This window comes from Janthinobacterium sp. DSP2-3-3, from assembly GCF_049897325.1.
Classification (GTDB): Bacteria; Pseudomonadota; Gammaproteobacteria; order Burkholderiales; family Burkholderiaceae_D; genus Janthinobacterium.
Map to the genome: position 1 here is coordinate 12,436 of NZ_JAFCWA010000003.1, position 23,776 is coordinate 36,211.

General features: G+C 55.7%; 21 protein-coding genes. 15 read left to right on the top strand and 6 right to left on the bottom strand.

The window, feature by feature from the left end; genetic code table 11:
* Positions 1-7 precede the first annotated feature (7 nt).
* The 3 genes from ACP7DE_RS06805 to ACP7DE_RS06815 are packed head-to-tail and all read right to left on the bottom strand — an operon-like array spanning position 8 to position 1,375.
* Entirely contained in the window at positions 8-394 is a 387-nt protein-coding gene (locus ACP7DE_RS06805) for an STY0301 family protein (RefSeq protein WP_426071390.1), read from the bottom strand.
* Positions 391-852: a BPSL0067 family protein gene (locus ACP7DE_RS06810; protein ID WP_426071391.1), complete on the bottom strand. Its 462-nt coding sequence runs from the start codon at positions 850-852 to the stop codon at positions 391-393. Before ACP7DE_RS06810 ends, ACP7DE_RS06805 begins: the two co-directional genes overlap by 4 nt.
* A gap of 31 nt (positions 853-883) precedes the next feature.
* On the bottom strand, positions 884-1,375 hold the full coding sequence (locus ACP7DE_RS06815; RefSeq protein WP_426071392.1) for a DUF4265 domain-containing protein: 492 nt from the start codon (positions 1,373-1,375) through the stop codon (positions 884-886).
* Positions 1,376-1,495: 120 nt separating this feature from the next.
* Between ACP7DE_RS06815 and ACP7DE_RS06820 the strand changes: the two genes are divergently transcribed.
* Positions 1,496-1,927, top strand: a complete 432-nt coding sequence (locus tag ACP7DE_RS06820) for a GFA family protein (protein ID WP_426071393.1) — start codon at positions 1,496-1,498, stop codon at positions 1,925-1,927.
* A gap of 48 nt (positions 1,928-1,975) precedes the next feature.
* Here ACP7DE_RS06820 and ACP7DE_RS06825 read toward each other — a convergent pair whose 3' ends face one another.
* A complete protein-coding gene (locus ACP7DE_RS06825; RefSeq protein ID WP_035828139.1) occupies positions 1,976-2,695 on the bottom strand; it encodes a Crp/Fnr family transcriptional regulator in 720 nt (239 codons plus the stop codon).
* 560 nt (positions 2,696-3,255) lie between these two features.
* Between ACP7DE_RS06825 and ACP7DE_RS06830 the strand changes: the two genes are divergently transcribed.
* On the top strand, positions 3,256-4,938 hold the full coding sequence (locus tag ACP7DE_RS06830) for a methyl-accepting chemotaxis protein (protein WP_426071394.1): 1,683 nt from the start codon (positions 3,256-3,258) through the stop codon (positions 4,936-4,938).
* 8 nt (positions 4,939-4,946) lie between these two features.
* Here the strand turns inward: ACP7DE_RS06830 and ACP7DE_RS06835 are convergent, their stop codons facing one another.
* Positions 4,947-5,210 (bottom strand): oxidoreductase-like domain-containing protein, encoded by a 264-nt coding sequence (locus ACP7DE_RS06835; protein WP_426071395.1) that lies wholly within the window; start codon positions 5,208-5,210, stop codon positions 4,947-4,949.
* Between the two features lie 318 nt (positions 5,211-5,528).
* On the opposite strand from ACP7DE_RS06835, the gene ACP7DE_RS06840 reads away from it, so the two are divergent.
* The 13 genes from ACP7DE_RS06840 (at position 5,529) to ACP7DE_RS06900 (ending at position 22,702) form a co-directional block, all read left to right on the top strand.
* On the top strand, positions 5,529-7,088 hold the full coding sequence (locus ACP7DE_RS06840) for a DEAD/DEAH box helicase (RefSeq protein ID WP_426071396.1): 1,560 nt from the start codon (positions 5,529-5,531) through the stop codon (positions 7,086-7,088).
* Positions 7,089-8,559: 1,471 nt separating this feature from the next.
* Positions 8,560-9,648 carry a DegT/DnrJ/EryC1/StrS family aminotransferase gene (locus tag ACP7DE_RS06845; RefSeq protein ID WP_426071397.1) on the top strand — a complete coding sequence of 363 codons (1,089 nt, stop codon included), beginning with the start codon at positions 8,560-8,562 and terminating at the stop codon, positions 9,646-9,648.
* Between the two features lie 5 nt (positions 9,649-9,653).
* Complete coding sequence (locus tag ACP7DE_RS06850) at positions 9,654-10,784, top strand: DegT/DnrJ/EryC1/StrS family aminotransferase (protein ID WP_426071398.1); 1,131 nt, start codon at positions 9,654-9,656, stop codon at positions 10,782-10,784.
* Between the two features lie 40 nt (positions 10,785-10,824).
* A complete protein-coding gene (locus ACP7DE_RS06855; protein ID WP_426071399.1) occupies positions 10,825-11,838 on the top strand; it encodes a polysaccharide biosynthesis protein in 1,014 nt (337 codons plus the stop codon).
* 108 nt (positions 11,839-11,946) lie between these two features.
* On the top strand, positions 11,947-13,455 hold the full coding sequence (locus tag ACP7DE_RS06860; protein WP_426071400.1) for a lipopolysaccharide biosynthesis protein: 1,509 nt from the start codon (positions 11,947-11,949) through the stop codon (positions 13,453-13,455).
* A 58-nt stretch (positions 13,456-13,513) separates the two neighbouring features.
* Entirely contained in the window at positions 13,514-14,698 is a 1,185-nt protein-coding gene (locus ACP7DE_RS06865) for a glycosyltransferase family 2 protein (protein WP_426071401.1), read from the top strand.
* 111 nt (positions 14,699-14,809) lie between these two features.
* Positions 14,810-15,850: an EpsG family protein gene (locus ACP7DE_RS06870; RefSeq protein WP_426071402.1), complete on the top strand. Its 1,041-nt coding sequence runs from the start codon at positions 14,810-14,812 to the stop codon at positions 15,848-15,850.
* A complete protein-coding gene (locus ACP7DE_RS06875) occupies positions 15,851-16,660 on the top strand; it encodes a glycosyltransferase family 2 protein (RefSeq protein WP_426071403.1) in 810 nt (269 codons plus the stop codon).
* Positions 16,661-16,762: 102 nt separating this feature from the next.
* Entirely contained in the window at positions 16,763-17,854 is a 1,092-nt protein-coding gene (locus ACP7DE_RS06880) for a DUF1972 domain-containing protein (protein ID WP_426071404.1), read from the top strand.
* A 76-nt stretch (positions 17,855-17,930) separates the two neighbouring features.
* Entirely contained in the window at positions 17,931-18,875 is a 945-nt protein-coding gene (locus ACP7DE_RS06885) for a UDP-glucose 4-epimerase family protein (RefSeq protein ID WP_426071765.1), read from the top strand.
* Entirely contained in the window at positions 18,876-19,436 is a 561-nt protein-coding gene (locus ACP7DE_RS06890; protein WP_426071405.1) for a sugar transferase, read from the top strand.
* A gap of 40 nt (positions 19,437-19,476) precedes the next feature.
* The gene (locus tag ACP7DE_RS06895) at positions 19,477-21,390 is read left to right on the top strand and encodes a polysaccharide biosynthesis protein (protein WP_426071406.1); all 1,914 of its coding nucleotides are present in this window, start codon (positions 19,477-19,479) and stop codon (positions 21,388-21,390) included.
* A 76-nt stretch (positions 21,391-21,466) separates the two neighbouring features.
* Positions 21,467-22,702 carry a lipopolysaccharide biosynthesis protein gene (locus tag ACP7DE_RS06900; RefSeq protein WP_426071407.1) on the top strand — a complete coding sequence of 412 codons (1,236 nt, stop codon included), beginning with the start codon at positions 21,467-21,469 and terminating at the stop codon, positions 22,700-22,702.
* A gap of 121 nt (positions 22,703-22,823) precedes the next feature.
* Here ACP7DE_RS06900 and ACP7DE_RS06905 read toward each other — a convergent pair whose 3' ends face one another.
* On the bottom strand, positions 22,824-23,702 hold the full coding sequence (locus ACP7DE_RS06905) for an acyltransferase (RefSeq protein ID WP_426071408.1): 879 nt from the start codon (positions 23,700-23,702) through the stop codon (positions 22,824-22,826).
* Positions 23,703-23,776: the final 74 nt, after the last annotated feature.

Below are 23,776 nucleotides of genomic sequence, written 5' to 3' on the forward strand. Positions count from 1 at the left end.
GAGCGCACTATTTACACTGAAACCTGACCATTTTCGGTCGCTGCTGAATGGTCGCGACGCACTGCTTGACGCCTGGCAAAGCCATGCGCAGGTAGCGCTCGGTACCGGCATACAGGCAATCCACCTGAAACAGATATTGGGGCGCATCAAAATTGATGTCCCAGCGTTGATACGAAGTGCCGGCGCGTGTCCATTCCCTGACCGGGGCCAGGATAGGCCAGGCTTCACCGTCTGCTGGCGGCTGATCCGCCGGATAGGAGAGCACGCGCACGCTGTCGAGTTTGGCGGCTCGCAGGTTCCAGCTTGACGGCGCTGCTTGCGGGCAGGGGGCTGCGGCAGCTGGCCGCATCGCTGCGGCAGCGATGAGCAATGCCAGCAGTGCCAGTGGCTTCATTCGACCACCGAATAGAGTTCGGGGCGATTCGATGCCCCGGCCGCCGAACGGCCAAAGTAAATCACGCGGGCGCTGGGTTTGTGGTTACGCCACTGGTCGAAAATTTCAATGCCGTCAGGCACCTGGCGGATGAACAGCGCCGCATGGTTGCCTTGCCCCAGATTCTGATAGCGGCCGTTGATGAAGGTGGCAATCACTGTGCCTTTCGACATGCCGCCTTTTTCCAGCAGGTTCGGCACTTTGTCGCCTTCGCGCCAAAGCGAAGCGGCACGGGCGCCAGCGAGGTGTCTGACCAGGGTGACGCACTCGCCATTTCCCACGATTTCTTTTTGCTTTGCATAGTCGGCGCGCGCAATGTAAGGCATATCGTTTCTCTCTATGGCTGACGATAGAGAGAGCGTACGCAAGGCGCGGGCAAGCAGCTTGATGTGTGCCAGAGCAGTACGCAGCATTGACATGTGTCATTGCCCTGCCTGGCGCACGGCATGCTTACCTATCCACCCACCAGTTGAGCAAGGTTTCATCGTCGTCGTCATCGAGGTTGACGTAGATATTGGCGAAGTACCATTCCACTCCCGTCGCTGTGCGGAAGGCGTCGAAGGGGCCGTTGACGTTGTAGATGCCGTGGTGTCCTGGCACGCTGAAGGTAAGATTGCCATTGTACTGGCCGTCCATGGTGCCGCCCAGCTGGTTTTGCACGTCGCGTTCGAGCTGGTCCACTACTGCTTGCGGCACGTCGTCGGCGTAGATCTGGATGCAGAAGTTGCCGCCGCGCTTTAATACTTCGGCGGGGGCGAGCGGGTTGGCGATGCTGACGATATCGCCGCGCGCCAGGTTCAGGGTCAGGCCGGGCGAGGCTAGCAGTTCATAGACGTGCTCGTCAATCTGGCGTGCCGGCAGGGTTTCATACACGGGGCCGCGTGTGTTTTCGCCTGCCAGTACGCGGATATGCGGCAAGCCTTCGCAATTGATGTCTTCCATTCATTCTTTCATAGTGCCGGCGCCATGCGGTGCGGGTCGCGCCAGGTAAGGGGTCATGGCAATATTGTACCGGGTGCGTGCCAGTTGGCGGGTACGCAACGGTGCAAACGAGGAGAGGCAATGGTGAAAGTGGTGCAGACAGGCGGCTGTTTATGTGGCGCCGTGCGCTTCGAGGTGACCGGCGAGGGCAGCAACCCGCACAGCTGTTCTTGCCGAAATTGCCAGCAGCACACGGGCGCGCCGACGGTGGCGTGGATGGAGTTTGCGCGTGATCAAGTGCGCTGGACGGGCACGGCCGGTGCACCGGCCACCTACCGTTCTTCCGATTACTCCAGCCGGGCTTTTTGTGCCGCTTGTGGCAGTTCCATCGGCGCCATCGACGATGCGCCCACCGTGGCCTTGCTGGTGGGCAGTTTTGATGATCCTGCCCAGGCCGCCTTTACGCCCGAATACCACTCGTTTGAAGATCGCAAGCCGCACTGGTGGTTGGTCGCCACTGCCGCTGCTGATGAGGGGCGCCTGATTTGCAGCAGCGTTAACGCCCCGGAATGAAAAAAGCACGCCGAAGCGTGCTCGCGCTGATTAATTAGCGCTGATTACTTAGTTATGCGCGCTGATGCCGCTGCGAAATTGTTCGAAACCGGCACGGGCTGCCTTGTAGCAATTGCCGGCTGCCGCTTCCAGGCCTTCGCGGTCGAGTACTTCGACCGTGCCGCGGCGGTACTGGATCAAGCCTTCGTCCTGTAGCTTGCGGGCCGTGACGGTAACGCTTTCGCGGCGTACGCCCAGCATGTTGGCCATGGTGTCTTGCGTGACCTTCAGCTCGTTCGACAGGGAACGGTCAAGGCGGTCCAGCAGCCAGCGGCACAGTTTCTGTTCGATGCTGCAATGGCGGCCGCCCACCACGTTCTGTGCCATTTGCGCAAACATGGCGCTGGTATAGCGCATCAGTAATTGTGCCAACGCGCCACCCTCATTAAATACTTCGCGAAGGAAGGCTGTTTTCAGGCGGTAGCCGTAGCCGGCCGTCTGCACGATGGCAGTGCAGGTGGCGCGCTCGGCTTCGTACAGCACCACGCCGGCGACGCCTTCGCGACCGATGACGGCGATCTCGGTGGTGGCGCCGTCTTCCATCACATACAGCAGGGAAACGATGGCGTTGGTAGGGAAATACGTGTATTCAATCTTGCCGCCGCAATCGAACAGGTGCTTGCCGGCAGGCAAAGCGACCAGTTCCAACTGGCAAAACAAGCGCTCTAGATCGGCGCGCGACAAGGCGCGCAGCAATTCGTTCTGTTGCGCACCCGTGATGCTGATCATGGGCGTTGCCGGCGCGGCTTGCCAGTCGTGCTGGGTGGCGTGGCTATTCGTTGCTGGGGTCAGGTTGCTATAAGCTTTGTACATGGTAGGGCCTCGTCTTCTGATTTTGTTGTATGGCGCTGCTTTTCTGGCTTGCTAGCGTTGTGCTGAATCTTGTATCCACTATAGGACCAGGAGACGCGGGCGGGCATCGGATGAGCCGACGTGCTTATGTAGGCTAGGAACATTGCCTCGTGTCATCCGACTCCTACGCCTGCTTCTGCATTTGTTCCTGCGGAAATAACGGTGCCTGGGCAAAAATGCGACAAGCTGCCCGCTACACGCGAACTTTGGCCGCAGGCAGCGGTCAAACCATTCGGTAGTACGATAATGATAAAATGTTGCCTTGCGGAAATTCGATGCGCGTTTCGATAGGAGTTGCTGCGCTTGCTCTTCAATCCAGGTCAGTTCCGCTTTATCCTGCGATGCCTTCCATGATCGCCTTACTGCGCGCGCCGTGCATGTGCCGGCGCGCGCGCCTGTCTTGTCCCGTTTACCCGTTTAATGAAAGAAAGCAACGCATGAAATGGTTTTTTGATTTAAAGATTGCCACCAAGCTGATCTTGTCGTTTGGTGCCGTGCTGTTGTTGACGGCGGCTTTGGGCGTGTCGGCGATCTTTTCCATGGCGCGCATCAATACCGCGTCGACGGACCTGGCCGATAACTGGATGCCCAGCGTGTTGGCAGCCATGTCCATGCGCAGCGATGTCAGCGATTTCCGCCGCTGGGAGCTGGCGCACATGCTGGCCGCGCAGGATGCCGACATGGCGCAGAACGAAACGCGCATGACGGAAACCCAGACCAAGCTGAAGGCCGATGGCGACAACTACCGCCGCCTGATTTCCGAACCGGGCGAACAGGAAGTGTTCGAGCGCTTCCTGGCGCTCAACGATGAATTCATGCGCCTTCATGCAGCCATGCTGAGCCTGTCGCGCGAGATGAAGAAGGAAGAGGCGCGCGCGCTGGCCGTGGGACCGTCGGCCAAGGTCATGGCGGACATGATGGTAGTCCTGGATAAACTGGTGTCCATTAATACCGATGGCGGCGTGCGTTCGAGTACCAGTGCCGATGCAACGTATGCGGCCTCGCGCGCCAGCCTGATTGGCTTGCTGGTGGGCATCGTCGTCATCGGCATGCTGCTGGCGCTGTGGGTGGCGCGCAGCGTGGCGCGTCCGCTGATTGTGGCCGTCGGCGTGGCGCGTCAGGTGGCGGCCGGCGACTTGACGGCGCATATCGTTGTGCAATCGCAAGACGAAACAGGGCAATTGATGCAGGCCTTGAAAGACATGAATGCCAGCCTGCAGAACCTGGTGGGCCAGGTGCGCAGCGGCACCGATACCATCGCTACGGCGTCGAGCCAGATTGCCGCCGGCAACCAGGATTTGTCATCGCGCACAGAAGAGCAGGCCAGTTCGCTGGAAGAAACGGCATCCTCGATGGAAGAACTGACCTCGACCGTCAAACAGAATGCGGACAATGCGCGTCAGGCCAACACCATGGCGCTGAGCTCGTCGAGCATCGCCATCGAGGGCGGCAAAGTCGTCAGCGAAGTGGTGGGCACGATGGCGTCGATCAATGCCTCGTCGCGCAAGATCGTCGACATTATCGCCGTCATCGACGGCATTGCTTTCCAGACCAATATCCTGGCCTTGAATGCCGCCGTCGAGGCCGCGCGTGCGGGCGAGCAGGGGCGCGGCTTTGCCGTCGTGGCCACCGAAGTGCGCAACCTGGCGCAACGCTCGGCTGCGGCGGCCAAGGATATCAAGGTCCTGATCGGTGATTCGGTCGAGAAGGTCGAGGCGGGATCCGTACTGGTGGGCAAGGCGGGCCGCACGATGGATGACATCGTTGCCAGCATCACCCGCGTGACGGATATCATGAGCGAGATCACTGCCGCCAGCAGTGAGCAGAGCGCTGGTATTGAGCAAGTCAACCAGGCCATCGCCCAGATGGACCAGGTGACGCAGCAAAATGCGGCCCTGGTGGAAGAGGCGGCCGCGGCGGCTGAATCGATGCAGGAGCAGGCGGCCAGTCTGAGCGCCGTGGTCAGCATCTTCAAGCTCGAGGTTGCCAGCGCCGCGGCGAGCGGGCGGCGCGCGCCAGTCAAGGTTTTCAATGCACCGGCTGCGGTGGCACCGGCACCGCGTCGATTGGCCGGCACGGCGCGTCGCACGGCGCCAGTGGATGAGTGGGAAAGCTTTTAATGAAGAAATTAAGCGCGCCTGCGCGGTGTTTTGATGCCTTGGGTGGCAGGCGCGGCAGCGGCTTGCTGGCGCTGTTGCCATGCCCTCAGGGCCTCTTCGTAGGCGGCCAGGTCTTCCTGGTACATTTCCAGCACGCAAAAGGTGCAACCGCTGTGGCAACACTCGTCATTGCCCGGCTTGCTGGGCGCCTGCGGTTGCGGATCGCGGGGTAAAGGTGGCGTGGGCATGGTGAAGGCAGGCGACGGCGAAGCTGGCATCGAAGCTTGCATCATACGGCATTCCGGCGTGCCATTGCTGGAACGCTTTTTGCTCAAAAATTACGGTTTCCGTGTACAGTTGCGGTGAATTAGGGTATCGTTTACAGCACTGATATTGTATCTTCTGCGCGCGATGTTCCGCCGGCGCGATCTCCGCCGCCATCGCAGCACATCTCTTCGACGCTCCCGCATACGCCATACAGCATGTCCCGGAGCACGGAGGTGCCGCAAGAACGATGATCCATGGCTTGCAAGACGGAGCTGCCTGTGCCCCGAAATGTTGTTTATTGAGAAAGCATGGCTTCCGCAGTGCGGAGGCACACCAGAAAATTTATGTCTGAAACCGAATCGACTCCTACACCCAGCCCGGCGATTGCCCCTGAAGCGGCGCCCGTTATCGCTGCACCTGCACCTGCACCTGCACCTGCCGCATCCGCTGCCCCCACCCTGACTTTTGCCGACTTTGGCCTCGCGCCTGAAATCCAGCGCGCACTGACCGATCAGGGCTACACCCATCCGACACCGATCCAGGAACAAGCGATCCCCGTAGTGCTGCAAGGCCGCGACGTGATGGGCGCCGCGCAAACGGGCACCGGCAAGACGGCCGGTTTTTCCTTGCCGATCATCCAGTTGCTATTGGCGCATGCCAGCAGCAGCATGTCGCCGGCACGCCATCCGGTGCGCGCGCTGATCCTGACGCCGACCCGTGAACTGGCGGTGCAGGTGGCCGAAAACGTCAAGGCCTACGCCAAGCACACGCCGTTACGCTCCACCGTCGTCTTCGGCGGCATGGACATGAAGCCGCAAACCGTCCTCCTGCGCGGCGGTGTGGAAATCGTCATCGCCACGCCGGGCCGCTTGCTTGATCATATCGAGCAAAAGAACATCAGCCTGAGCCAGGTGCAGATGCTAGTCATGGATGAAGCCGACCGCATGCTGGACATGGGTTTCCTGCCGGACTTGCAGCGCATCATCAACTTGCTGCCGAAACAGCGCCAGAACCTGATGTTCTCGGCCACGTTCTCGCCAGAAATCAAGAAGCTGGCCGCAACCTTCCTCAATGATCCGCTGACGATCGAAGTGGCGCGCAGCAACCAGACGGCCGACAAGGTCACGCAAGTGGTCTACAAAGTGACGGAAGACCAGAAACACGCCGTGGTGGCCCATCTGCTGCGCCAGCGCGACCTGAAACAGGTCATCATATTTTCGAATACCAAGATCGGCGCTTCGCGCCTGGCCCGCGTGCTGGAACAGGAAGGCATGAGCGCCACGGCGATTCACGGCGACAAGAGCCAGCAGGAGCGCATGGCGGCGCTGGAATCGTTCAAGAAGGGCGAGATCGATGTGCTGGTCGCTACCGACGTGGCGGCGCGCGGCCTGGATATTTCTGACTTGCCTTGCGTTATCAATTTCGACTTGCCATACAACGCGGAAGACTATGTGCACCGCATCGGCCGTACGGGCCGCGCCGGCGCCTCGGGCGACGCCATTTCAATCTATGCGGATAAAGACGAGCGCTTGCTGGCCGATATCGAAAAGCTTATCAAGCAAAGCATCAAGCGCGGCGAACTGACGGGTTTCAATCCGGCTTCCGCCCGCAGCAGCGACAGCGAACGCCGTCCGCCGCGCCGGACCGAAGGTAGCGAGGCGCGTCCCGCGCGCGCACCTGAGAGCCGCCATGCTGGCGACAGCAGCCGCGACAGTCGCTCCGCCGAGCGCGGTGCGCGTCCCGCCTTCGGCCCCGGAGTCCGCCGCGAAAAGGCCGATCCCTGGTTCCTGAAGCCGTATGAGCCCGCCAAGGCAGCCGCTACCGCTGCTGCCAGCATAGCGCCTGTCGCGGCCAAGCCGAAGCAGAGGGTAGCGGCGTTGTTGGGTGGGTTGTTGAAGCAATAATGTCGTATGGAAAACGATGGCAGGCGCAGTCTTGCCATGGTTTTGATATCGGATAACGCTTGCGCCTGTCAGTATGGAAGAGATGCCCGCCCACTATGGCGGGCTTTTTTTGCCGCGATACAAATATATTTTTTCGATATTCAAACAATGGTCGGCAATTCTTAATGTCTATGATGGTAAATGCGTCCGGCATGGGCTGTAGTTAATTGATTTTGTCTTTGCCCATTATTTGATCGAGCGCCGCATTCAAATTCCTGCATTCTTTAGCGATTATATCCTGCCTGTTTCCCGCCTGCTTTTGCGGCCAATGTGGTGCATGGGAAATTGCCTACCCTCTTCAATGTGGCCCGGCTGCGGGGCGCCAGATGCCTGTGGTCCTGCAGGTGCTGGCGGCTATGTCGTATGATGCCGATGCTGCCGGTCAAGCTGAGGGGGCGCTTCGCTGATTGCCTTGCGGTGTATCGGAGGGCTTGAGCAGTCGGCATTTTTTGTGACAAGGTGTAAGACACTTTTTTTATTGGATAAATTTGACATAGGCTACGCTTGAGCCCAACTGTAAGGTGTTGTTGAAAGTATCATTCTTGCCTAGTCTGGGGCTGTGTTGCCGAGCGCGCTGCCCTGACTATCGTGCGCGCACTATGAGTCATGTGACAGCATCGTTGTGCGCGAAAACGCCGCAGCAGATTTTTCCGCTTGCCGCGAGTGTATTTTTCGTGGCGTTATCCTAGCGTGCCATGATTATTTTTTTTGATAAACTTGATATATTGCTTGATAAGGGACGCGATTATTCTGTTTCTGGCGTTTTGAGTGTGTTAGTGCCGTACGTATTCTTGAAAAATTTAATATGTGCATTGCTGGCGTGTTGCATTTTTCGTTGGGGCGTGATTTGATTTCCGATACCCGGCTCTGGTAATAGATGTGTGTTTCATTTAAAATGAATGCTCGCATTTTGCGTTACAAAATGTTGATTTATTGATAATTTGCAATGCGGGGTTTGTTTTTCTTTCACAAGGAATGCTTGACCCAACACGAGGATTCGGTGATCTTTCTTGATAAGGCAGTGCATGCGAGTCTCACGCACTGTAGTGTCTGGAGTGCGATTGGTGGCGTTAGTTGCATGGCAGTGCATGCGTCGCACAGCCGATTTGCATCCAGTCTGGGGCGCATGCGTGTCTGGTCGCCAGCTTGTGTGGCTTTGACAGTGCACCGTCCCCATGATCGTGGTGCGATCAAAGAAAACTGATTTCGCAAATGATTGTTAATGCGTGGACAATTGCCTATGCGTGGCGATGGGTCGCCGGTCCGTGACAGTGTCAGCCTGTCTCCGTTCATTGCTTGCCGATAAGGGGCAATGTGTGATGTGACTATTTTATGCCAGCATTGATGTATGGTATGCCGGGAAGTCGGGGTGCTGCTGCGCCTTTGCGTTGCTGCCCATTGTTTAATGCCTTTGGTAAACCGAGAGTTGAAGATGATTCCTTTAGTAAAAGTTGGCTTCCCTGATAAGCAGGTACTGATGCCTGCGCTTGAGCAAGTGCTGTATAGCGGCCAAGTTGGGGAGGGGGAGCTGGTCTACGAGTTTGAGCGACGTTTCGCCGAGCATTTTGGTTTGCCTTTTGCATTGGGGATGAGCAGCGGTACGGCAGCGTTGCATGCAGCATTGCATCTGGCTGGCGTAGGGCCTGGCGATGAGGTCATTTCGACCAGCATGACGGCGGAGCCAACGAATGTAGTTATCCTGCAAATGGGCGCGGTGCCCGTGTTTGCCGATGTCGACGCGCTTTCCGGCAACCTTGACCCCGCCGCCATCGAGGCAGGCATCACCAGCAAGACCAAGGCTATCCTGGTTGTGCACTATGCCGGAATGCCGGTGCGACTGGCCGAGATCGCTGCCATCGCGCGTCGTTACAGCATTGCGTTGATCGAAGATTGTGCGCATGCCATGGGTGCGCGCTACGATGGCGCGGCAATTGGCACCATTGGCGACTTTGCCATTTTCTCGCTGCAGGCCATCAAGCACATGACGACCGTTGACGGTGGCATGTTGACCATGCGCGATGCGTCGCTGATTCGGGAGGCAAAGAAATTCCGCTGGTTCGGATTGGAAAAGGGCGTGCCGCGTACCGAAGTCGACATCACGTCCATCGGTTATAAATACAATATGAATAATGTGACGGCCGCGTTTGGGCTGGCGCAACTGCAAGACATTGCTGCCCGTGTACTGAACCCGCACAAGGAAAACGGCCGTTATTTTGACCGTGCTATCGGCGCCATCCCGGGTCTTGCCGTGGCTGCGTTCGACGAGTTGGCCGAGCCCAGCTACTGGCTGTACACCGTATTGTCGGACGACTCTGCCGATGTCGAGCGCCGGCTTGCCGCCATCGGTGTGTCAGCATCGAAGCTGCATCGTCCGAACCACTTGCATAGCATTTTCAAGGAACTGGCCGCTCCCCTGCCACAGCTGGATACCTACTATCGCCGCATGGTGCATATCCCGTGCGGCTGGTGGCTGGGTGCGGAAGATCGCGAGCGCATTGTCGACGCCTTGAAAAAAGGATGACATCCATGTCCATGCTGCCTTTGTTTGGCGTGGTAAATACGCCGGAGATGGAAGCGGCGGCGCTGGCCGTATTGCGCTCGGGGCGCATTGCGTCCGGCCCGCACGTTGCCGCATTCGAGGCTGGCTTGGGGGAATTGCTGAACCAGTTGCATGTCGTTACCACCGTGGATATGACCAGTGCGCTGCACCTGGCCTTGTATCTGGCAGGTGTACGCCCGGGGGATGATGTGCTGACCACGGCTTTTGCCTGCATGTCGACCAATTCGGCCATTGCCGGATGCGGGGGGCGTCCCGTCTGGGTAGATGTGGCACCCGCATCAGCCTGCATGGACGTGGCTGATTTTGAGCGTGCCATCACACCGGCCACGCGCGCCGTGATTCTGTACCACCTAGCCGGCTATCCGGGCCCGGCGCAGGTGATCGCTGAAATTTGCCGCCAGCGCGGCATCGTTTTGATCGAAGATTGCGACAACGCCTTGCTGGCGACAGTCGATGGGCAACAAGTCGGTACATTCGGTGATTTCGCGGTGTTTTCTTTTTATCCGAACCGGCAAATCAATACCACCGAGGGGGGCGCGCTGGCGTGCCGTGATCCGGATGATGCTGTCCGTGCGCGCAAGCTGCGTCGTTTCGGTATCGATGCCAGCAATTTTCGTACCGCAGCTGGTGAAATCAATCCGCAGTCCGATATTCCCGTCATCGGCTGGTCGATGGCCATGAATAATTTGTGCGCGGCGCTGGGCTCTGTACAATTGCAGGGAGTCGCGCAGCGCATGGCACAGACGCGCATGCATGCGCAGCAGATCGCAGACGGGTTGGCGTCCTGTGCCGGCTTGACCCTGTTGGCGCCGAGCGCCGGAGCGCTGCCGTCATATTGGGCCGTATTAATTGCGGTCGAGCAACGTGAGGTTGTCTTGGCAGCGCTGAAAGCGCGCAGCGTAGCAGCGTCAATATTACATCAACGCAATGATATTTATTCCGGGTTTGTGGCTTGTCGCCGTGAATTACCGAATACCGACATATTACAACGTAGCATTATCGCCCTGCCGTGTGGCTGGTGGCTTTCCGTGCAGGACATCGAGCAACTGATCGCTGCCGTGAAGAGCGCGCTGCACGAGTGTGTCGGTCAAGCCTGACGATAGCGCTATTTTAATTTCTACCTTTACCTGGACTGACATGTTTGATAATAAAGTTTTAATGATCACTGGTGGCACTGGATCTTTTGGCAATACCGTGTTGAACAGATTCTTAAACACGAATGTCAAAGAGATCATTGTTTTTAGTCGCGACGAGAAGAAGCAGGAAGACATGCGGATCGCGTTGAACAACGATAAGGTCAAATTTTATATTGGCGATACGCGCGATTACCAGAGTATCGTGCAGGCGATGGCTGGAGTGGATTATGTTTTCCACGCGGCGGCACTCAAGCAGGTACCGTCATGCGAGTTTTATCCAATGGAAGCGGTGCGGACCAATGTGCTGGGTACGGAAAATGTGCTGAATGCGGCGATTGCCAATAACGTTCAAAAAGTCATTTTGCTGAGTACTGACAAGGCAGTGTATCCAATTAATGCGATGGGTATCTCCAAAGCCATGGCCGAAAAAGTTCTGGTCGCCAAGTCGCGCATGGTGCGCCCAGGCGGCCCTGTGATGTGCGCCACTCGTTATGGCAATGTGATGGCGTCGCGTGGTTCGGTGATTCCGCTCTTTATTGAAAAGCTCAAGGCTGGCGTGCCGCTGACGGTGACAGATCCGGAAATGACCCGTTTTTTGATGTCGCTGGAAGATTCGGTTGACCTAGTAATTCATGCTTTCGAGCATGGACAGCAAGGCGATATTTTTGTGCAGAAGGCGCCTGCCAGCACGATCGAAGTATTGGCGCAGGCTATACAGGAACTATTTTCCAGCAATGTGCCCATCAAGGTGATCGGTACCAGGCACGGTGAAAAACTGTACGAGTCGCTGGTGTCGCGCGAAGAGATCGCCAAGGCAGAGGACATGGGCGATTATTATCGTGTGCCGGCCGATAACCGCGATTTGAACTACGATAAATTCATCCTGGATGGACAGCCCGAAGTGAATCAGACACAGGACTATACCTCGCATAATACGCAGCGCCTCGATGTCGAGGGCGTCAAGAAATTGCTGCTGTCCCTTGATTATGTGCAACAGGAATTGAAGAATAGCTGATAAGCAGCGGAAATGGTACGGCATCGATAAAAGATGCCGAACATATTGCTTTAAGAATTATAATAAAAATGAAATCTTCTATCTTGCTGCACCACTCCCCGGATATTCATGATTAAGCGGAATATCACTGCCAATATCGTGGGACGTGCATGGGGCTTCATTTCAGTGTATCTGTTTGTGCCCCTGTATCTGCACATGCTGGGGGCGGAAGCGTATGGCTTGGTAGGGTTTTATTCCACACTACTCGGTGTCATGGCGTTTGCCGACATGGGCTTTTCCGCCACCTTGAATCGCGAGATGGCACGTCTGTCAGCGAGCGCCAATGCAGCGCAGGAGCGGCGCGACCTGTTACGCACCTACGAATTGAGCTACCTGGTGATTTGTTGCATGATCGCTGTGGCGCTGTGGCTGGGTGCGCCATTGATTACCGAGCATTGGCTGCAAGCCAGCACCTTGCGTTCCGACGATATCACGCTGGCGATCCGGCTGATGGGCGTTGCCATTGCGTTTCAGTTGCCCTCAGGCCTGTACATCGGTGGTTTGATGGGCTTGCAGCAACAAGTGCGTGCGAACTTCTTGCAGATTGCCTGGAGCGCTTACCGGGGCTTGGGCACCCTGTTGGTGTTGTGGCTGTTTTCGCCAACGATCGTCACCTTTGCTGTCTGGCAACTGGTGGCGAATGCGATTTATTGCCTTACGGTACGGCATGGCTTATGGCATGCGCTGAGAACCGATGGCGTGCGCGCTGTCGGCTTTTTCCGTAAGCAAGTGTTTCATAATACCTGGCGCTATGCGTCAGGGATGGCGGGCATGGCGCTGCTGTCGATTTTGCTGACCCAAATCGATAAGTTGACGATTAGCAAGATGTTGTCGCTTGAAATGCTGGGCTTTTATACGCTGGCCGGAACACTTGCATCGGTCCCGTTGATATTGGCCAGTCCAATCGCCTCGGCAATTTTCCCCCGCTTTACAGAATTGGTCGCACGCAATGAGCCCGAGCAACTTATTGCCCTGTATCACCGGACCTGCCAGTTTGTTGCCATCGTGACCGTGCCTGGCTGCCTAGTAGTGGCGCTGTTTTCACAAGATGTGATTTATTTATGGACCGGTTCCGCTGCCAGTGCCAAGGCCGCTGCAATCGCCGCCTCGCTGTTACTTGGCGGGCAAGTATTGCAGGCACTGACAGTCGTGCCATATTACCTGGCTCTGGCGCATGGCAATATTCGCTTGAATTTGCAGGTCGGCATTGTGTCCGTCGTCGTCGTGACGCCGATGATGATTTACCTCGTGCTGCACCACGGTTTGGCTGGGGCTGGCTTGTCATGGCTGATCATGAACCTGTGCACCATGCCGCCGTATATGTATTTCTTGCATCGCAATTTTTTGCCGGGCCAGTTTGGACGGTGGTTCCGGCAAAGCCTGGCATTGCCAGTGCTGGCCAGTTTGCCATGCCTGATGTTGGGTTACTGGTGTCTCTCTACCATCGATGACCGGTGGCTGCGCTTGTTGCTTATCGCTGTGACGGCAGTGCTGTCTATTGGATGCAGCGCGTTGTGCGCACCAGATATCCGGCGTTGGCTGGCTAACACTAAATTTTCCCGAAGGCTACCGCATTAAAGCAGTATCTGATTGCATTGTTGATACACCACTCATTTGTTTATACATAATACTTATAATGCCTCTTCTGTCTGCAATCATTCCTACACATAATCGTCAACGCTATGCGATCAATGCGATTACCACTATCCTGACAAACTTTCCGGATACGGAAGTCGTAGTCTCGGATACCAGCGATACCATGCAAATCGCTGAAGAGTTGGGGCATTGGATCGAATCCGGACGGCTGATTTATCACCATCCGCAACGTCCAATGGATGTGGTCAGCAATTTTCAGAATGGACTGCGCCTGGCAACTGGCGATTATCTGATCTTCCTCGGCGATGACGATTGCCTGGGACCAGGTGCAGAAGAGCTGGCGCGCTGGGCGCGCGATACGCAGGTCGAAGCGGCCGCTTGTTCCCTGGGTGCGGCTTACTTCTGGCCGGACTTCAAGTCCCTGTATTTCGGGGCTGACTTTACCGCCAAGCTGACGGTGCAGCCGTTTGCCGCCACCATTTCCCCGCTCGACGGACCGCAGGTGCTGCAGCAGGCATTGAAAAATCTGGGAACGGGTGTCATGTCCATGCCACGCGCCTATCTGGGCATGATGTCGCGTGCGCTCGCCGAACGTATCGAGCAAAAATATGGTGCGCTATTTGGCGGCGTCAGCCCTGATATCTATAGCGCGGCGCTGATTGCCGAAGAATCGCGCAGCGGCGTGCAGATCGATTTTCCTTTTATTATCGCCGGTAGTTCGGGGGGCAGCACCTCGGGACAAAGTGCGGAAGGAGGGCACAAGGGGGGCTTGCGCGACAATGCGCACATCGGTGCCTTCATCAATCTGGTGTGGGATCCCTTGATTCCTGAGTTCTACAGCGTGCCAACGGTCTGGTCTTACTCTTTCAAGGCGGCGATCGATAAGATCGGCAAAGCCGCCTATCGCCCTAATTTGCCCCGCCTGTATGCCAAGTGCTGCCTGCATCACCCTAAATACTGGCGTGAAACGAAGGCTGCCCTGTGTGCCTATGTCAAACGCGAACGTTACAGCCCCGCCTGTTTATCGTTTGTATGGGAACTGTTCCGCGAGTTTTCACGCCGTGCTTATCGTTTTATGCAGATCAAGTTCAAACCGGCGATTAACCGCCAAGCTTATGCCAAGGAAAAGCTGACGAATATTGGTGAGGCATATGCGCATTTGTTGACGCATGTGCAACCGAATCTGCCCCAGTTGCAATCCGCCATGAAAGAATTCAAGCGCTGAGATGTTGCCGGAATTGCGTTTCCAGGCTCTTCGGCGCTTGGCACGCTGCGCGCCGCAGGTGTTGCGTCCCTGTAGTGCAAAGTCGGCACCGCCCCGTTTGAAAAAAGAAAAATGCCAATCGGTCAAGTTTATATACTCGCATTCCTGCCGGTCTTGATACTCGGGATGTTTACCCAGGATAAGTCGCGTCTGTCATTTCAGATTGCAATGTGCTGCCTGATTACCTTGTGCGCCTTTGCCTTTCGTTCGCCGGAATTCGGTACCGATTCCTCGACATACCTGAACTATTTCTTATCGGCTTGCCAAGGTGGAGGAGGCGCCATCGAAACCGATGATTATTCCTTCTATGTCATGGACTTCTTTTTCTCGATGGCGCCCGGGGCATTGTGCAACCGCTATGCTTTTGCGAGCATCTGGATTCTCTTCATCGTGTTGCCGATTTTGTTTATGAAAGGAAATATCCGGGTCAAGTTCTTCATGTTGTTTTTCCTGGTTATTTCCCCAGTCGGCGCCGAGTTTTTTACAAATGCATTTAGGCAATCCGCATCGGCCATCCTGTTTTGTGTGGCTGTCTCGCGCGGAATGAAACACAAGTCTGGGCTGGCCTTCCTGGTCCTGTCGCTGCTGTTGCACAAAAGTTCATTGTTGTTGCTGGCAATTTATCTGTTGTCCTGCTGTGACATGCGCCGCCTGTTCCAGGGGGGCCTAGTGGCCTTACTCTGCCTGTTCATTGTGCCAGCGGACAGCGTCCTGTATACACCGTTCAACGGTTTTTTGTACGAAGTCACGAAATATCTGGCGCATGATAACGATGAGATTTTGGCCCGGATCTGTATCTATGCCAGTTTTTTCTGTCTGTATGCGTTCATGCGTCATTTGAACAAGCGCGAATATATCGACCTGAAGCCCTACGCGAGCTTCCTTTGGCTGCTGTTTATCGCCAGCGTGCTGCTGTTTCCCCTGCCGTACTTCAGCTATCGGTTTGTGTATTCGATTTATCCGATCTTTGTGTGGTGCTTTGCCTATGAGCTTGAGCGCAGCCGATCCTTGGAGATGTACTCGCGCGTGTATTGCTATGTCCTCGTGTCATTTGGCCTGACCATCGCTTTCCTGCTCGGTTCGTCTTCCATTAATTCGGTGAGCTTCTTTTAAATGATGACTATCGGAAAAACATTTGGAATTACCGTGGTCATTCCCGCGTATGCGCGCTATGACGCCTTGCTTGATGCCATCGAGTCTGTCACGACCAGCGCAATTGGACAGGTCGAGATCGTGGTCGTTGACGACTGTTCGCCCAATCTGGTGCTGGCTGAGAAGTTGCCAGTTTACAATTCATCGGGTGTGCCCGTACGGGTTTACCGCCTGGCGAAAAACAGTGGCCCCCAGTCGGCACGCAACCTCGGCATACGCCGCGCGCGCTTCAGTTTCGTGGCGTTTCTGGACTCGGATGACCGGTTTGCTCCAGAGAAAATTGATTTCCTGCTTGGCTACCTGAAGCAGGGTACGTGCGACATTGTTTATCATCCCGTCGATACGCCGACCAATATCAATGCCATCAATGCGCGTTGGTATGCGGGGCGCCTGCGCCATTTGCCGTTCAAGTATCTGCTGGCAGCGCTCAACCCCGTGTATACCCCTTGCCTGGTAGTGCGGCGTAACTTGGGCCTGGGCGTGCCGTTGATGCGCTATTGCGAAGATTATGCGTATCTGCTCAACATTAATGCACGGGCCAAGGCGGTGCATTTCGTTCCTCTGCCGATGACGACGCTGTCGCGCGCGCCGGGCAGCACGGGCGGCCTGTCTGCCGCGCTGTTCAAGATGCGTTTGAATGAATTCCGCGCAAAGAAAGTCATGTTGCGCCATTGGCGATTTTATGGCATCGACTGCATGTTGATTTCTATCGCATTCGGTTGCCTGAGAATATTGTCGGATGTGCTGAAACTAAGGTATTTCCGGAAATAGTTACCTGTTTTGCCTGTCGGATCGTCCTTGCTGCTTGCAGTGTGCAGAGTATCCGGAGAGAAAATTTGTGTTGAATGACAAGTAAAAAATGAAGGTTGGTAAATGAAGATTGCAATTATTGGAACCGTGGGTTTACCGGCAAAATACGGTGGATGGGAAACGCTGACCGAGCACCTAACGGATAATCTGAGCGACAAGTTTGATATCACCGTATACTGCAGTGGCAAAAAATATGCCGAGCAGCCGCCGACGTACAAGGGCGTCAAGCTGAAATATGTCAATCTGGACGCGAATGGCGTGCAGAGTATTCCATACGATATCGTTTCCATGCTGTCCGCGCTACGCTATGCGGACGTGCTGGTGATCCTGGGGGTCTCAGGCTGTATTTTCTTGCCTGTTATCAAGTTGCTGAGCAAGAAGAAAGTTATCGTCAATATCGATGGCATGGAATGGCGCCGCGCCAAATGGGGGCGTTTCGCCAAATGGTTCCTGAAGCTTTCCGAAGCGACGGCGGTGCGTTTTGCCGATGTGACGATTGCGGACAACAAGGCGATTCAGCAATACGTCACCGCGCAATATGGTCGCCCCAGTGAATTAATTGCGTATGGTGCAGACCATGTGACGCAGCAGCCCATCAGCGGCGAGGTATTGCAGCGCTTTCCCTTCTTGCAGCATGATTATGCCTTCAAGGTATGCCGCATCGAGCCGGAAAATAATGTGCACTTGATCATCGATGTCTTTGCTTCGCAGACGCGCATGCCCCTGGTTATTGTCGGTAATTGGGCCAATAGCGCGTATGGGCAAGAGTTGAAGCAACAATATGCACAGCTGGCGCATGTGCACTTGCTTGATCCGATTTATGACCAGAGCATCCTGAACCAGTTGCGCAGCAACTGCCGCATGTATGTGCATGGCCACAGCGCCGGTGGAACCAATCCTTCGCTGGTGGAAGCGATGTACCTGGGCTTGCCCATTCTGGCATTTGGCGTGAGCTATAACCGGGAAACAACGCAAAATCAGGCCCGATACTTCGACGATGAAGCCGGTTTGCTGGCCATCCTCAATACCGTGCAGCCAGATGAGCTGCAGGCGATTGGGCGTACCATGAAGCGGATCGCTGAAGAAAATTATACGTGGAGCACAATTTCGGCGAAGTATGCCGCCTTGTTTGATACGCCGCGCCAGGTGCGCTAATGGCAGGATAAGCCGCCAATGCGGCGGACAGGACACCGGCCCGGAGTCCTGTCCCGATGTTTTTGATTAGGAATGTATTGTGGTGTTATTGACTGGAGCGACCGGATTTGTCGGCGCCGCATTGATTGAACGGCTGGCTCGCATGGGCGATGGAAGCATTCGTGCCTGCACGCGCGATGCCAGTGCCGTGTTTCCTGATACGGTGGAAACGTTTGTCATCGACGATCTGTCCAGCCAGACATGCTGGGATCATGCTTTCGACTCGGTGAGTGTGGTCGTGCATGCCGCAGCGCGCGTGCATGTGATGAACGAGACGGCGGCCGATCCCCTGCAGGAATTTCGTCGTGTAAATGTCGATGGCACCCTGCACCTGGCACGTTGCGCCGCCCGCGCCGGGGTACGGCGTTTTGTGTTTATCAGTTCCATCAAGGTGAATGGCGAAGCGACACTGCCTGGACAAACCTTCTCTGAAAGCGATGTTCCGGCACCGTCGGATCCGTATGGTATTTCCAAGCTGGAAGCTGAGCAGGGTCTGTTTGCGCTGGCCCGGGAAACCGGCATGCAGGTGGTGGTGATACGGCCGCCGCTAGTCTATGGGCCGGGCGTCGGGGCCAATTTCCTCAGCATGATGCGCTGGCTGCGGCGCGGTGTGCCACTGCCGCTGGGAGCGATCCAGAATCGGCGCAGTCTGGTCGCGCTGGGCAATTTGGCTGACCTGGTTGCCGTATGCGCGGAGCACCCGGCGGCGGCCAATCAGGTCTGGCTGGTGGCCGATGGCGAAGACTTGTCGACGAGCCAGCTGCTGCGCCGTATGGGTCAGGCGCTGGGCAAGCCCGCTCGGTTGCTGCCGGTGCCGGTATGGATGCTGGGTGCGGCATGCGCGGTGATTGGCAAGCGCGGCTTCGCGCAGCGCTTGTGCGGGTCTTTGCAGGTGGATATTTCAAAGGCGCGACAGCTGCTCGGCTGGGTGCCGCCGTTGAGTGTGGATGAAGGTTTGCGTCGTGCGGCGCGGAGAAATTAAATGAAACGTTTGTTTGATGTAAGTGTTGCCTTGCTGGCTGTTGCCGTACTATCCATACCGCTGCTGGTGGTGGCCGTGCTGGTCAAACTGACCTCGCCCGGGCCCATCGTGTATTGGTCGGACCGAGTGGGGCGCCATAACCGTATTTTTCGGATGCCAAAATTTCGCACCATGCGTGTTGATACCCCGGCGGTAGCGACCCATTTGCTGTCCGACCCAAAGCGCTTCCTGACGCCGGTCGGCCCGTTCCTGCGTAAATCCAGCCTGGATGAGTTGCCGCAGCTGTGGAGTATCCTTATTGGTGACATGAGTTTTGTCGGCCCGCGTCCCGCCCTGTTCAATCAGGATGACTTGATTGCCTTGCGTACCGAATATGGCGTAGACCAGGTATTGCCTGGCTTGACCGGCTGGGCGCAAATCAACGGCCGTGATGAATTGCCGATACCGGACAAAGTTCGCCTGGATGCCGAGTATCTGCAGCGCCAGTCGTTTCTCCTTGACTTGAAAATTATCTTCCTGACCTTCCTGAAAGTGGTGCGTCGCGATGGCATCACGCATTGATGCCCAGGTTGCGCCTGTATATTGAGATTGGTAAGAATTGATGACTCCTTTATCGAATTTCCCGCGCTTGCAAAAGCAGCTGATCGCCGCATCTGCGGACATGTTCTTTTTGCCACTGACATTTTGCGTGGCGGTACTGCTGCGCTTTGACGGTGTCAGCCTCGCCGTATTCCGCCCGTACTTTTGGCTGATTCTCCTGGCGCCACTGGTCTCCATTCCGATCTTTATCAAGCTGGGGCTGTACCGAGCAGTGATCCGTTTTATCGATTACAAGATAGTCTACGTGGTGGTGCTGGGCGTGACGCTGTCGGTGGCGGTCTTGCTGGCCTTTGCGGCCTTCTCCACGCACATGATCGGCCTGTCGCGCGGTGTCTTTGGCATTTACTGGGTTAGTGCGATCATGTACGTGACGGCCAGCCGTTTCATGGCGCGCGGCTATTTCGCGCGAGTATCGGGCGTTACCGGTGGTATTCCTGTCGCTATTTATGGCGCAGGTGCTTCCGGCAGCCAGTTGGCACAGACGCTCAGCTATGGCGCCGAGTACCGCCCGATGGCGCTGATCGATGAGAAAAAAGAGTTGCACGGCGCAATCATTGCCGGCATTCGCGTGTATGCCCCCGAAGACTTGCCGGAACTTGTGGTGGACAAGGGCATCACCAAGATCCTGGTGGCCCTGCCATCCTTGTCGCGTGCGCAGCAGCGCCGTATTCTCGACAAGCTGGAACCCCTGAAGATCAAGACGCTGGTGACCCCGCCGATCAAGAGTCTGATCAGCGGTCTGGTTCGCTTGCAGGATTTGCGCGAGATCGAGATCGAGGATTTGCTGGGCCGTGACGCAGTCGAGCCTGACCATGACTTGATGGCCATGTGTATCACTGGAAAGACCGTCATGGTCACGGGCGCCGGCGGCTCCATTGGTTCCGAATTGTGCCGCCAGATTCTGCGGCAGCGGCCTGCGCGTCTGATCTTGCTCGAGATGTCGGAATTTGCCCTGTATACCATCGAACAGGAATTGCAAGGCTTGCGCAAGACGCAGCATATCGAACTCGAGCTGTTGCCATTCTTGGGTTCCGTCTTGGAAACCGAAAAATGCGAAAAGATTCTGCGCACGTTCAAGGTGGAAACGGTATATCACGCAGCGGCATACAAGCATGTGCCGTTGGTGGAACATAACCCGATCGAGGGAATACGCAACAATGCCTTGGGTACCTTGAGCATGGCGCGCGCTGCCATTGCAGCCGGGGTGAAACGCTTTGTGCTGATTTCCACCGACAAGGCCGTGCGGCCAACCAATGTCATGGGCTCGACCAAGCGCCTGGCGGAATTGATTCTGCAGGCATTTTCACGTGAACAGGACAAGACGCGTTTCTGCATGGTGCGCTTTGGTAATGTCCTGGGTTCATCTGGTTCTGTTGTGCCCTTGTTCCGGAAACAGATCATGGCAGGCGGACCCATCACCATTACCCATCCGGAAATCACGCGTTACTTCATGACGATTCCGGAAGCTGCACAACTGGTTCTGCAAGCTGGCGCCATGGGCGAAGGCGGCGACGTCTTCGTGCTGGACATGGGCGATCCGGTGAAAATCGTCGATCTGGCCAAGCGCATGGTGCATCTGAGCGGCCTCGAAGTGCGTAGCGAACAGACGCCGAATGGCACCATTGACATCCATCATGTGGGCTTGCGTCCCGGCGAAAAACTATATGAAGAACTGCTGATCGGCGATAACGTTGAAGGTACCGATCATCCCTTGATCATGCGTGCCCAAGAAGCCGAATTGCCTTGGCCGCAGTTGGAGTTACTGCTCGATGAGTTGACGCAAGCATGCGCACGGTTTGATCATGAGGCGGTGCGCGCCTTGCTGCTGCAGGCGGTAACCGAATATGCGCCACAGTGCGGTATTGAAGATTTGATTTGGTGCGCCCGTGGCGATGCCGCATCGTCGCAGCCTTGAGTAATCAGTTACAGCTCGCGCACCTCTTGCCTCGCGGTACCGATGGATTAATATATTTACTTTCTAAAGAAGAAACATGGAAAATTTGAATCAGCTTCACAAGCACAATGGCGAGAACGTTGTCATTTATGTGAAAGCCTTGCGTGACGCGCGCAAGTGGATTGGTGCTGCCACGATAGCGGTCATGGCCATCGCCGTGTCCGGTGCCTTGTATCTGGGGCAGTATCGTAGCGAAGGCTTCCTGCAGTTTGGTGGTCCGATTCCCTTGTCACTGGAGACGCTGGACAAAGACAAGGATTCGAAAAAGGACAAGGACAAGGACAAGGATAAAGACAGTAATCCGGGTATCGTATTGACTGATTACAAACGCTATGCCGCCGCCTTCAGTACCAGCGAGCGCTTTGATGCTTTTGTGCAGGCAAATAAGCTGCAGGCAGTCGACGGCATCGGGGTACTGCGCAAGGCCATGGCCAGCGGTGACGGATTTAACAAGATGGTAGAGCCGATTTTCCCCTTCACCAAGATGGACGCCAAGGAGTTGATGGAGCAACCCAAGGATGGTGGCAATAATGTGATTGGTTTGCGTATTTCTTATGCAGCAGGCAATGCCGAGAGTGCTCAGCGCATGGTGGGATTGCTGGGGCGCTATACCATCGACAGCATCATCTACTCCAATTATTCTGATGTGCTGCGTTTCAAGCACATTGAATTATCGGCCAAGATCACCAAGATTGATAACGAAATCATCAACATGAATGAGCGGCTGGAGATGTATCAGCGCAAGGGCGTGGTGCTCAAGAAGATCGTGGGCAATTATCCGGAAGCGGCGAACAAGTCGGCAACCTCGGTAATTTCAGTCACGGAAGACAGCGCTCGTTATTTGTCGCCCATTACCCATCTGATGTCCGGCGAAGTAGAAGCTTTGAGCACCAGCGAAACCATTATTACGCTCAAGCGCCAGCAGGCACAGAATGCGCTATTGCGCGAATACTATGACAAGGCCAAGAGCCTGCTTGATACCAACCAATCGGGCGAAGCGCTGCTGCGCGGCCTCGAAGCGGTGAAGGAAGGCGTCTTCAAGACCAAGAATCTGAACGATGAAGTGGTCAAGGAGGTATATAACATGATCACGATTGATAACCAGCGCGCCATCAATTTGTATCTGGAAAAGAGCCGCTTCATCGCTGGTCCTACCTTGCCGGAGAAACGTAATATCCGCTTGTCTGCGGTATTGCTGTTGAGTCTGCTGTTCGGCTTCTTCTTGTCGTCGGCGATCGTTTTGCTGCGTAAATGGTGGCGTGAAAACCTGTAGTTCGCTTTTTTTACCTCCGTGAGTGAAAAGCCCACGCAACGGTTACGTTAGCGTGGGCTTTTTTACGTCATGCAGTGCCTGCACGTGCAGCAGACACTGTGCTGCTGCACTTTACGCTTGCTTATTGGCTCACTACGGCGTCAAAGCGGGCCTTATTGCTTGCCAATGCCTTGAGGACTTTGTATTCAATGCCAGAGCGGCATTTGGTATAAGTTTTATCCTCCACGCAGCACACCGTCGATTGCAGATGGGCCAGGCGCTGCGCTGCTGCAGTTGTGGTGTCGCGCACGAACATGATGGTTTCGGCAGCGGAATCATCTACTTCCCGCAAGGCGGTGATGCCAGCCAGAATATCCTTATCGCAGCGCAGATGCAGGTCTGCCGCAATTTCATCTAGCCAATGATCGAGCAACTGCCATTTCTCATTGAGTGTGATCTCGCGATAAAACGACATATTTGACTTTTGCACGGCTGGCGAACCGGCGATGACTATGTTTGCACCACATGATTTTGTAATATTGGAGCCGATGAGGGCGACCGTACGGGCGCCTATTGTCACGCCTGAGGCGACAATGCAGGAGCCGACCAGCCAGACATTGTCTTCGATCACCACCGGGCGTTCACCATATAGGGTGCAGCCTTCGATCTGTTCGCCTGCGGCGACGTGCGACCAAAGTTGGGAGTACATGCCGACACGAACCCCGCGGCCAATGCTGATGCCACCCGTACCGTCGATAATGCTGTTTTGCCCAAACCAGCAATGCGCACCGATTTGCGTTCCCTGGCCGCTAAGCACCAAGCAATTTTCATGCAAAGTGCTCCAGTCACCAAGCATCACATCGCCACCGGCACAGATGAACTTGACGCCAGGGCCGATGACGCAATAGTCGCCTATGGTGACAGTGCCTGGCGCATGGAAGATAATTTGGGCCGTCGGGGCGATCTTTGCGCTCGCAGCAACTACAACTTTGCCTTCACCAATTACGATAAATTGACTCATGGGCGATATTCTCCTGTGTAATGTCACTGAAAATCTAGGGACGAAATCATTTTTTTTATTAAAACTAAATACCA

What these genes read in the sequence shown, in the direction of transcription:
- ACP7DE_RS06805 (WP_426071390.1), bottom strand. Translation starts at nt 394, where the DNA reads ATGAAGCCACTGGCACTGCTGGCATTGCTCATCGCTGCCGCAGCGATG.
- ACP7DE_RS06810 (WP_426071391.1), bottom strand. Translation starts at nt 852, where the DNA reads ATGTCAATGCTGCGTACTGCTCTGGCACACATCAAGCTGCTTGCCCGC.
- ACP7DE_RS06815 (WP_426071392.1), bottom strand. Translation starts at nt 1,375, where the DNA reads ATGGAAGACATCAATTGCGAAGGCTTGCCGCATATCCGCGTACTGGCA.
- ACP7DE_RS06820 (WP_426071393.1), top strand. Translation starts at nt 1,496, where the DNA reads ATGGTGAAAGTGGTGCAGACAGGCGGCTGTTTATGTGGCGCCGTGCGC.
- ACP7DE_RS06825 (WP_035828139.1), bottom strand. Translation starts at nt 2,695, where the DNA reads ATGATCAGCATCACGGGTGCGCAACAGAACGAATTGCTGCGCGCCTTG.
- ACP7DE_RS06830 (WP_426071394.1), top strand. Translation starts at nt 3,256, where the DNA reads ATGAAATGGTTTTTTGATTTAAAGATTGCCACCAAGCTGATCTTGTCG.
- ACP7DE_RS06835 (WP_426071395.1), bottom strand. Translation starts at nt 5,210, where the DNA reads ATGATGCAAGCTTCGATGCCAGCTTCGCCGTCGCCTGCCTTCACCATG.
- ACP7DE_RS06840 (WP_426071396.1), top strand. Translation starts at nt 5,529, where the DNA reads ATGTCTGAAACCGAATCGACTCCTACACCCAGCCCGGCGATTGCCCCT.
- ACP7DE_RS06845 (WP_426071397.1), top strand. Translation starts at nt 8,560, where the DNA reads ATGATTCCTTTAGTAAAAGTTGGCTTCCCTGATAAGCAGGTACTGATG.
- ACP7DE_RS06850 (WP_426071398.1), top strand. Translation starts at nt 9,654, where the DNA reads ATGTCCATGCTGCCTTTGTTTGGCGTGGTAAATACGCCGGAGATGGAA.
- ACP7DE_RS06855 (WP_426071399.1), top strand. Translation starts at nt 10,825, where the DNA reads ATGTTTGATAATAAAGTTTTAATGATCACTGGTGGCACTGGATCTTTT.
- ACP7DE_RS06860 (WP_426071400.1), top strand. Translation starts at nt 11,947, where the DNA reads ATGATTAAGCGGAATATCACTGCCAATATCGTGGGACGTGCATGGGGC.
- ACP7DE_RS06865 (WP_426071401.1), top strand. Translation starts at nt 13,514, where the DNA reads ATGCCTCTTCTGTCTGCAATCATTCCTACACATAATCGTCAACGCTAT.
- ACP7DE_RS06870 (WP_426071402.1), top strand. Translation starts at nt 14,810, where the DNA reads ATGCCAATCGGTCAAGTTTATATACTCGCATTCCTGCCGGTCTTGATA.
- ACP7DE_RS06875 (WP_426071403.1), top strand. Translation starts at nt 15,851, where the DNA reads ATGATGACTATCGGAAAAACATTTGGAATTACCGTGGTCATTCCCGCG.
- ACP7DE_RS06880 (WP_426071404.1), top strand. Translation starts at nt 16,763, where the DNA reads ATGAAGATTGCAATTATTGGAACCGTGGGTTTACCGGCAAAATACGGT.
- ACP7DE_RS06890 (WP_426071405.1), top strand. Translation starts at nt 18,876, where the DNA reads ATGAAACGTTTGTTTGATGTAAGTGTTGCCTTGCTGGCTGTTGCCGTA.
- ACP7DE_RS06895 (WP_426071406.1), top strand. Translation starts at nt 19,477, where the DNA reads ATGACTCCTTTATCGAATTTCCCGCGCTTGCAAAAGCAGCTGATCGCC.
- ACP7DE_RS06900 (WP_426071407.1), top strand. Translation starts at nt 21,467, where the DNA reads ATGGAAAATTTGAATCAGCTTCACAAGCACAATGGCGAGAACGTTGTC.
- ACP7DE_RS06905 (WP_426071408.1), bottom strand. Translation starts at nt 23,702, where the DNA reads ATGAGTCAATTTATCGTAATTGGTGAAGGCAAAGTTGTAGTTGCTGCG.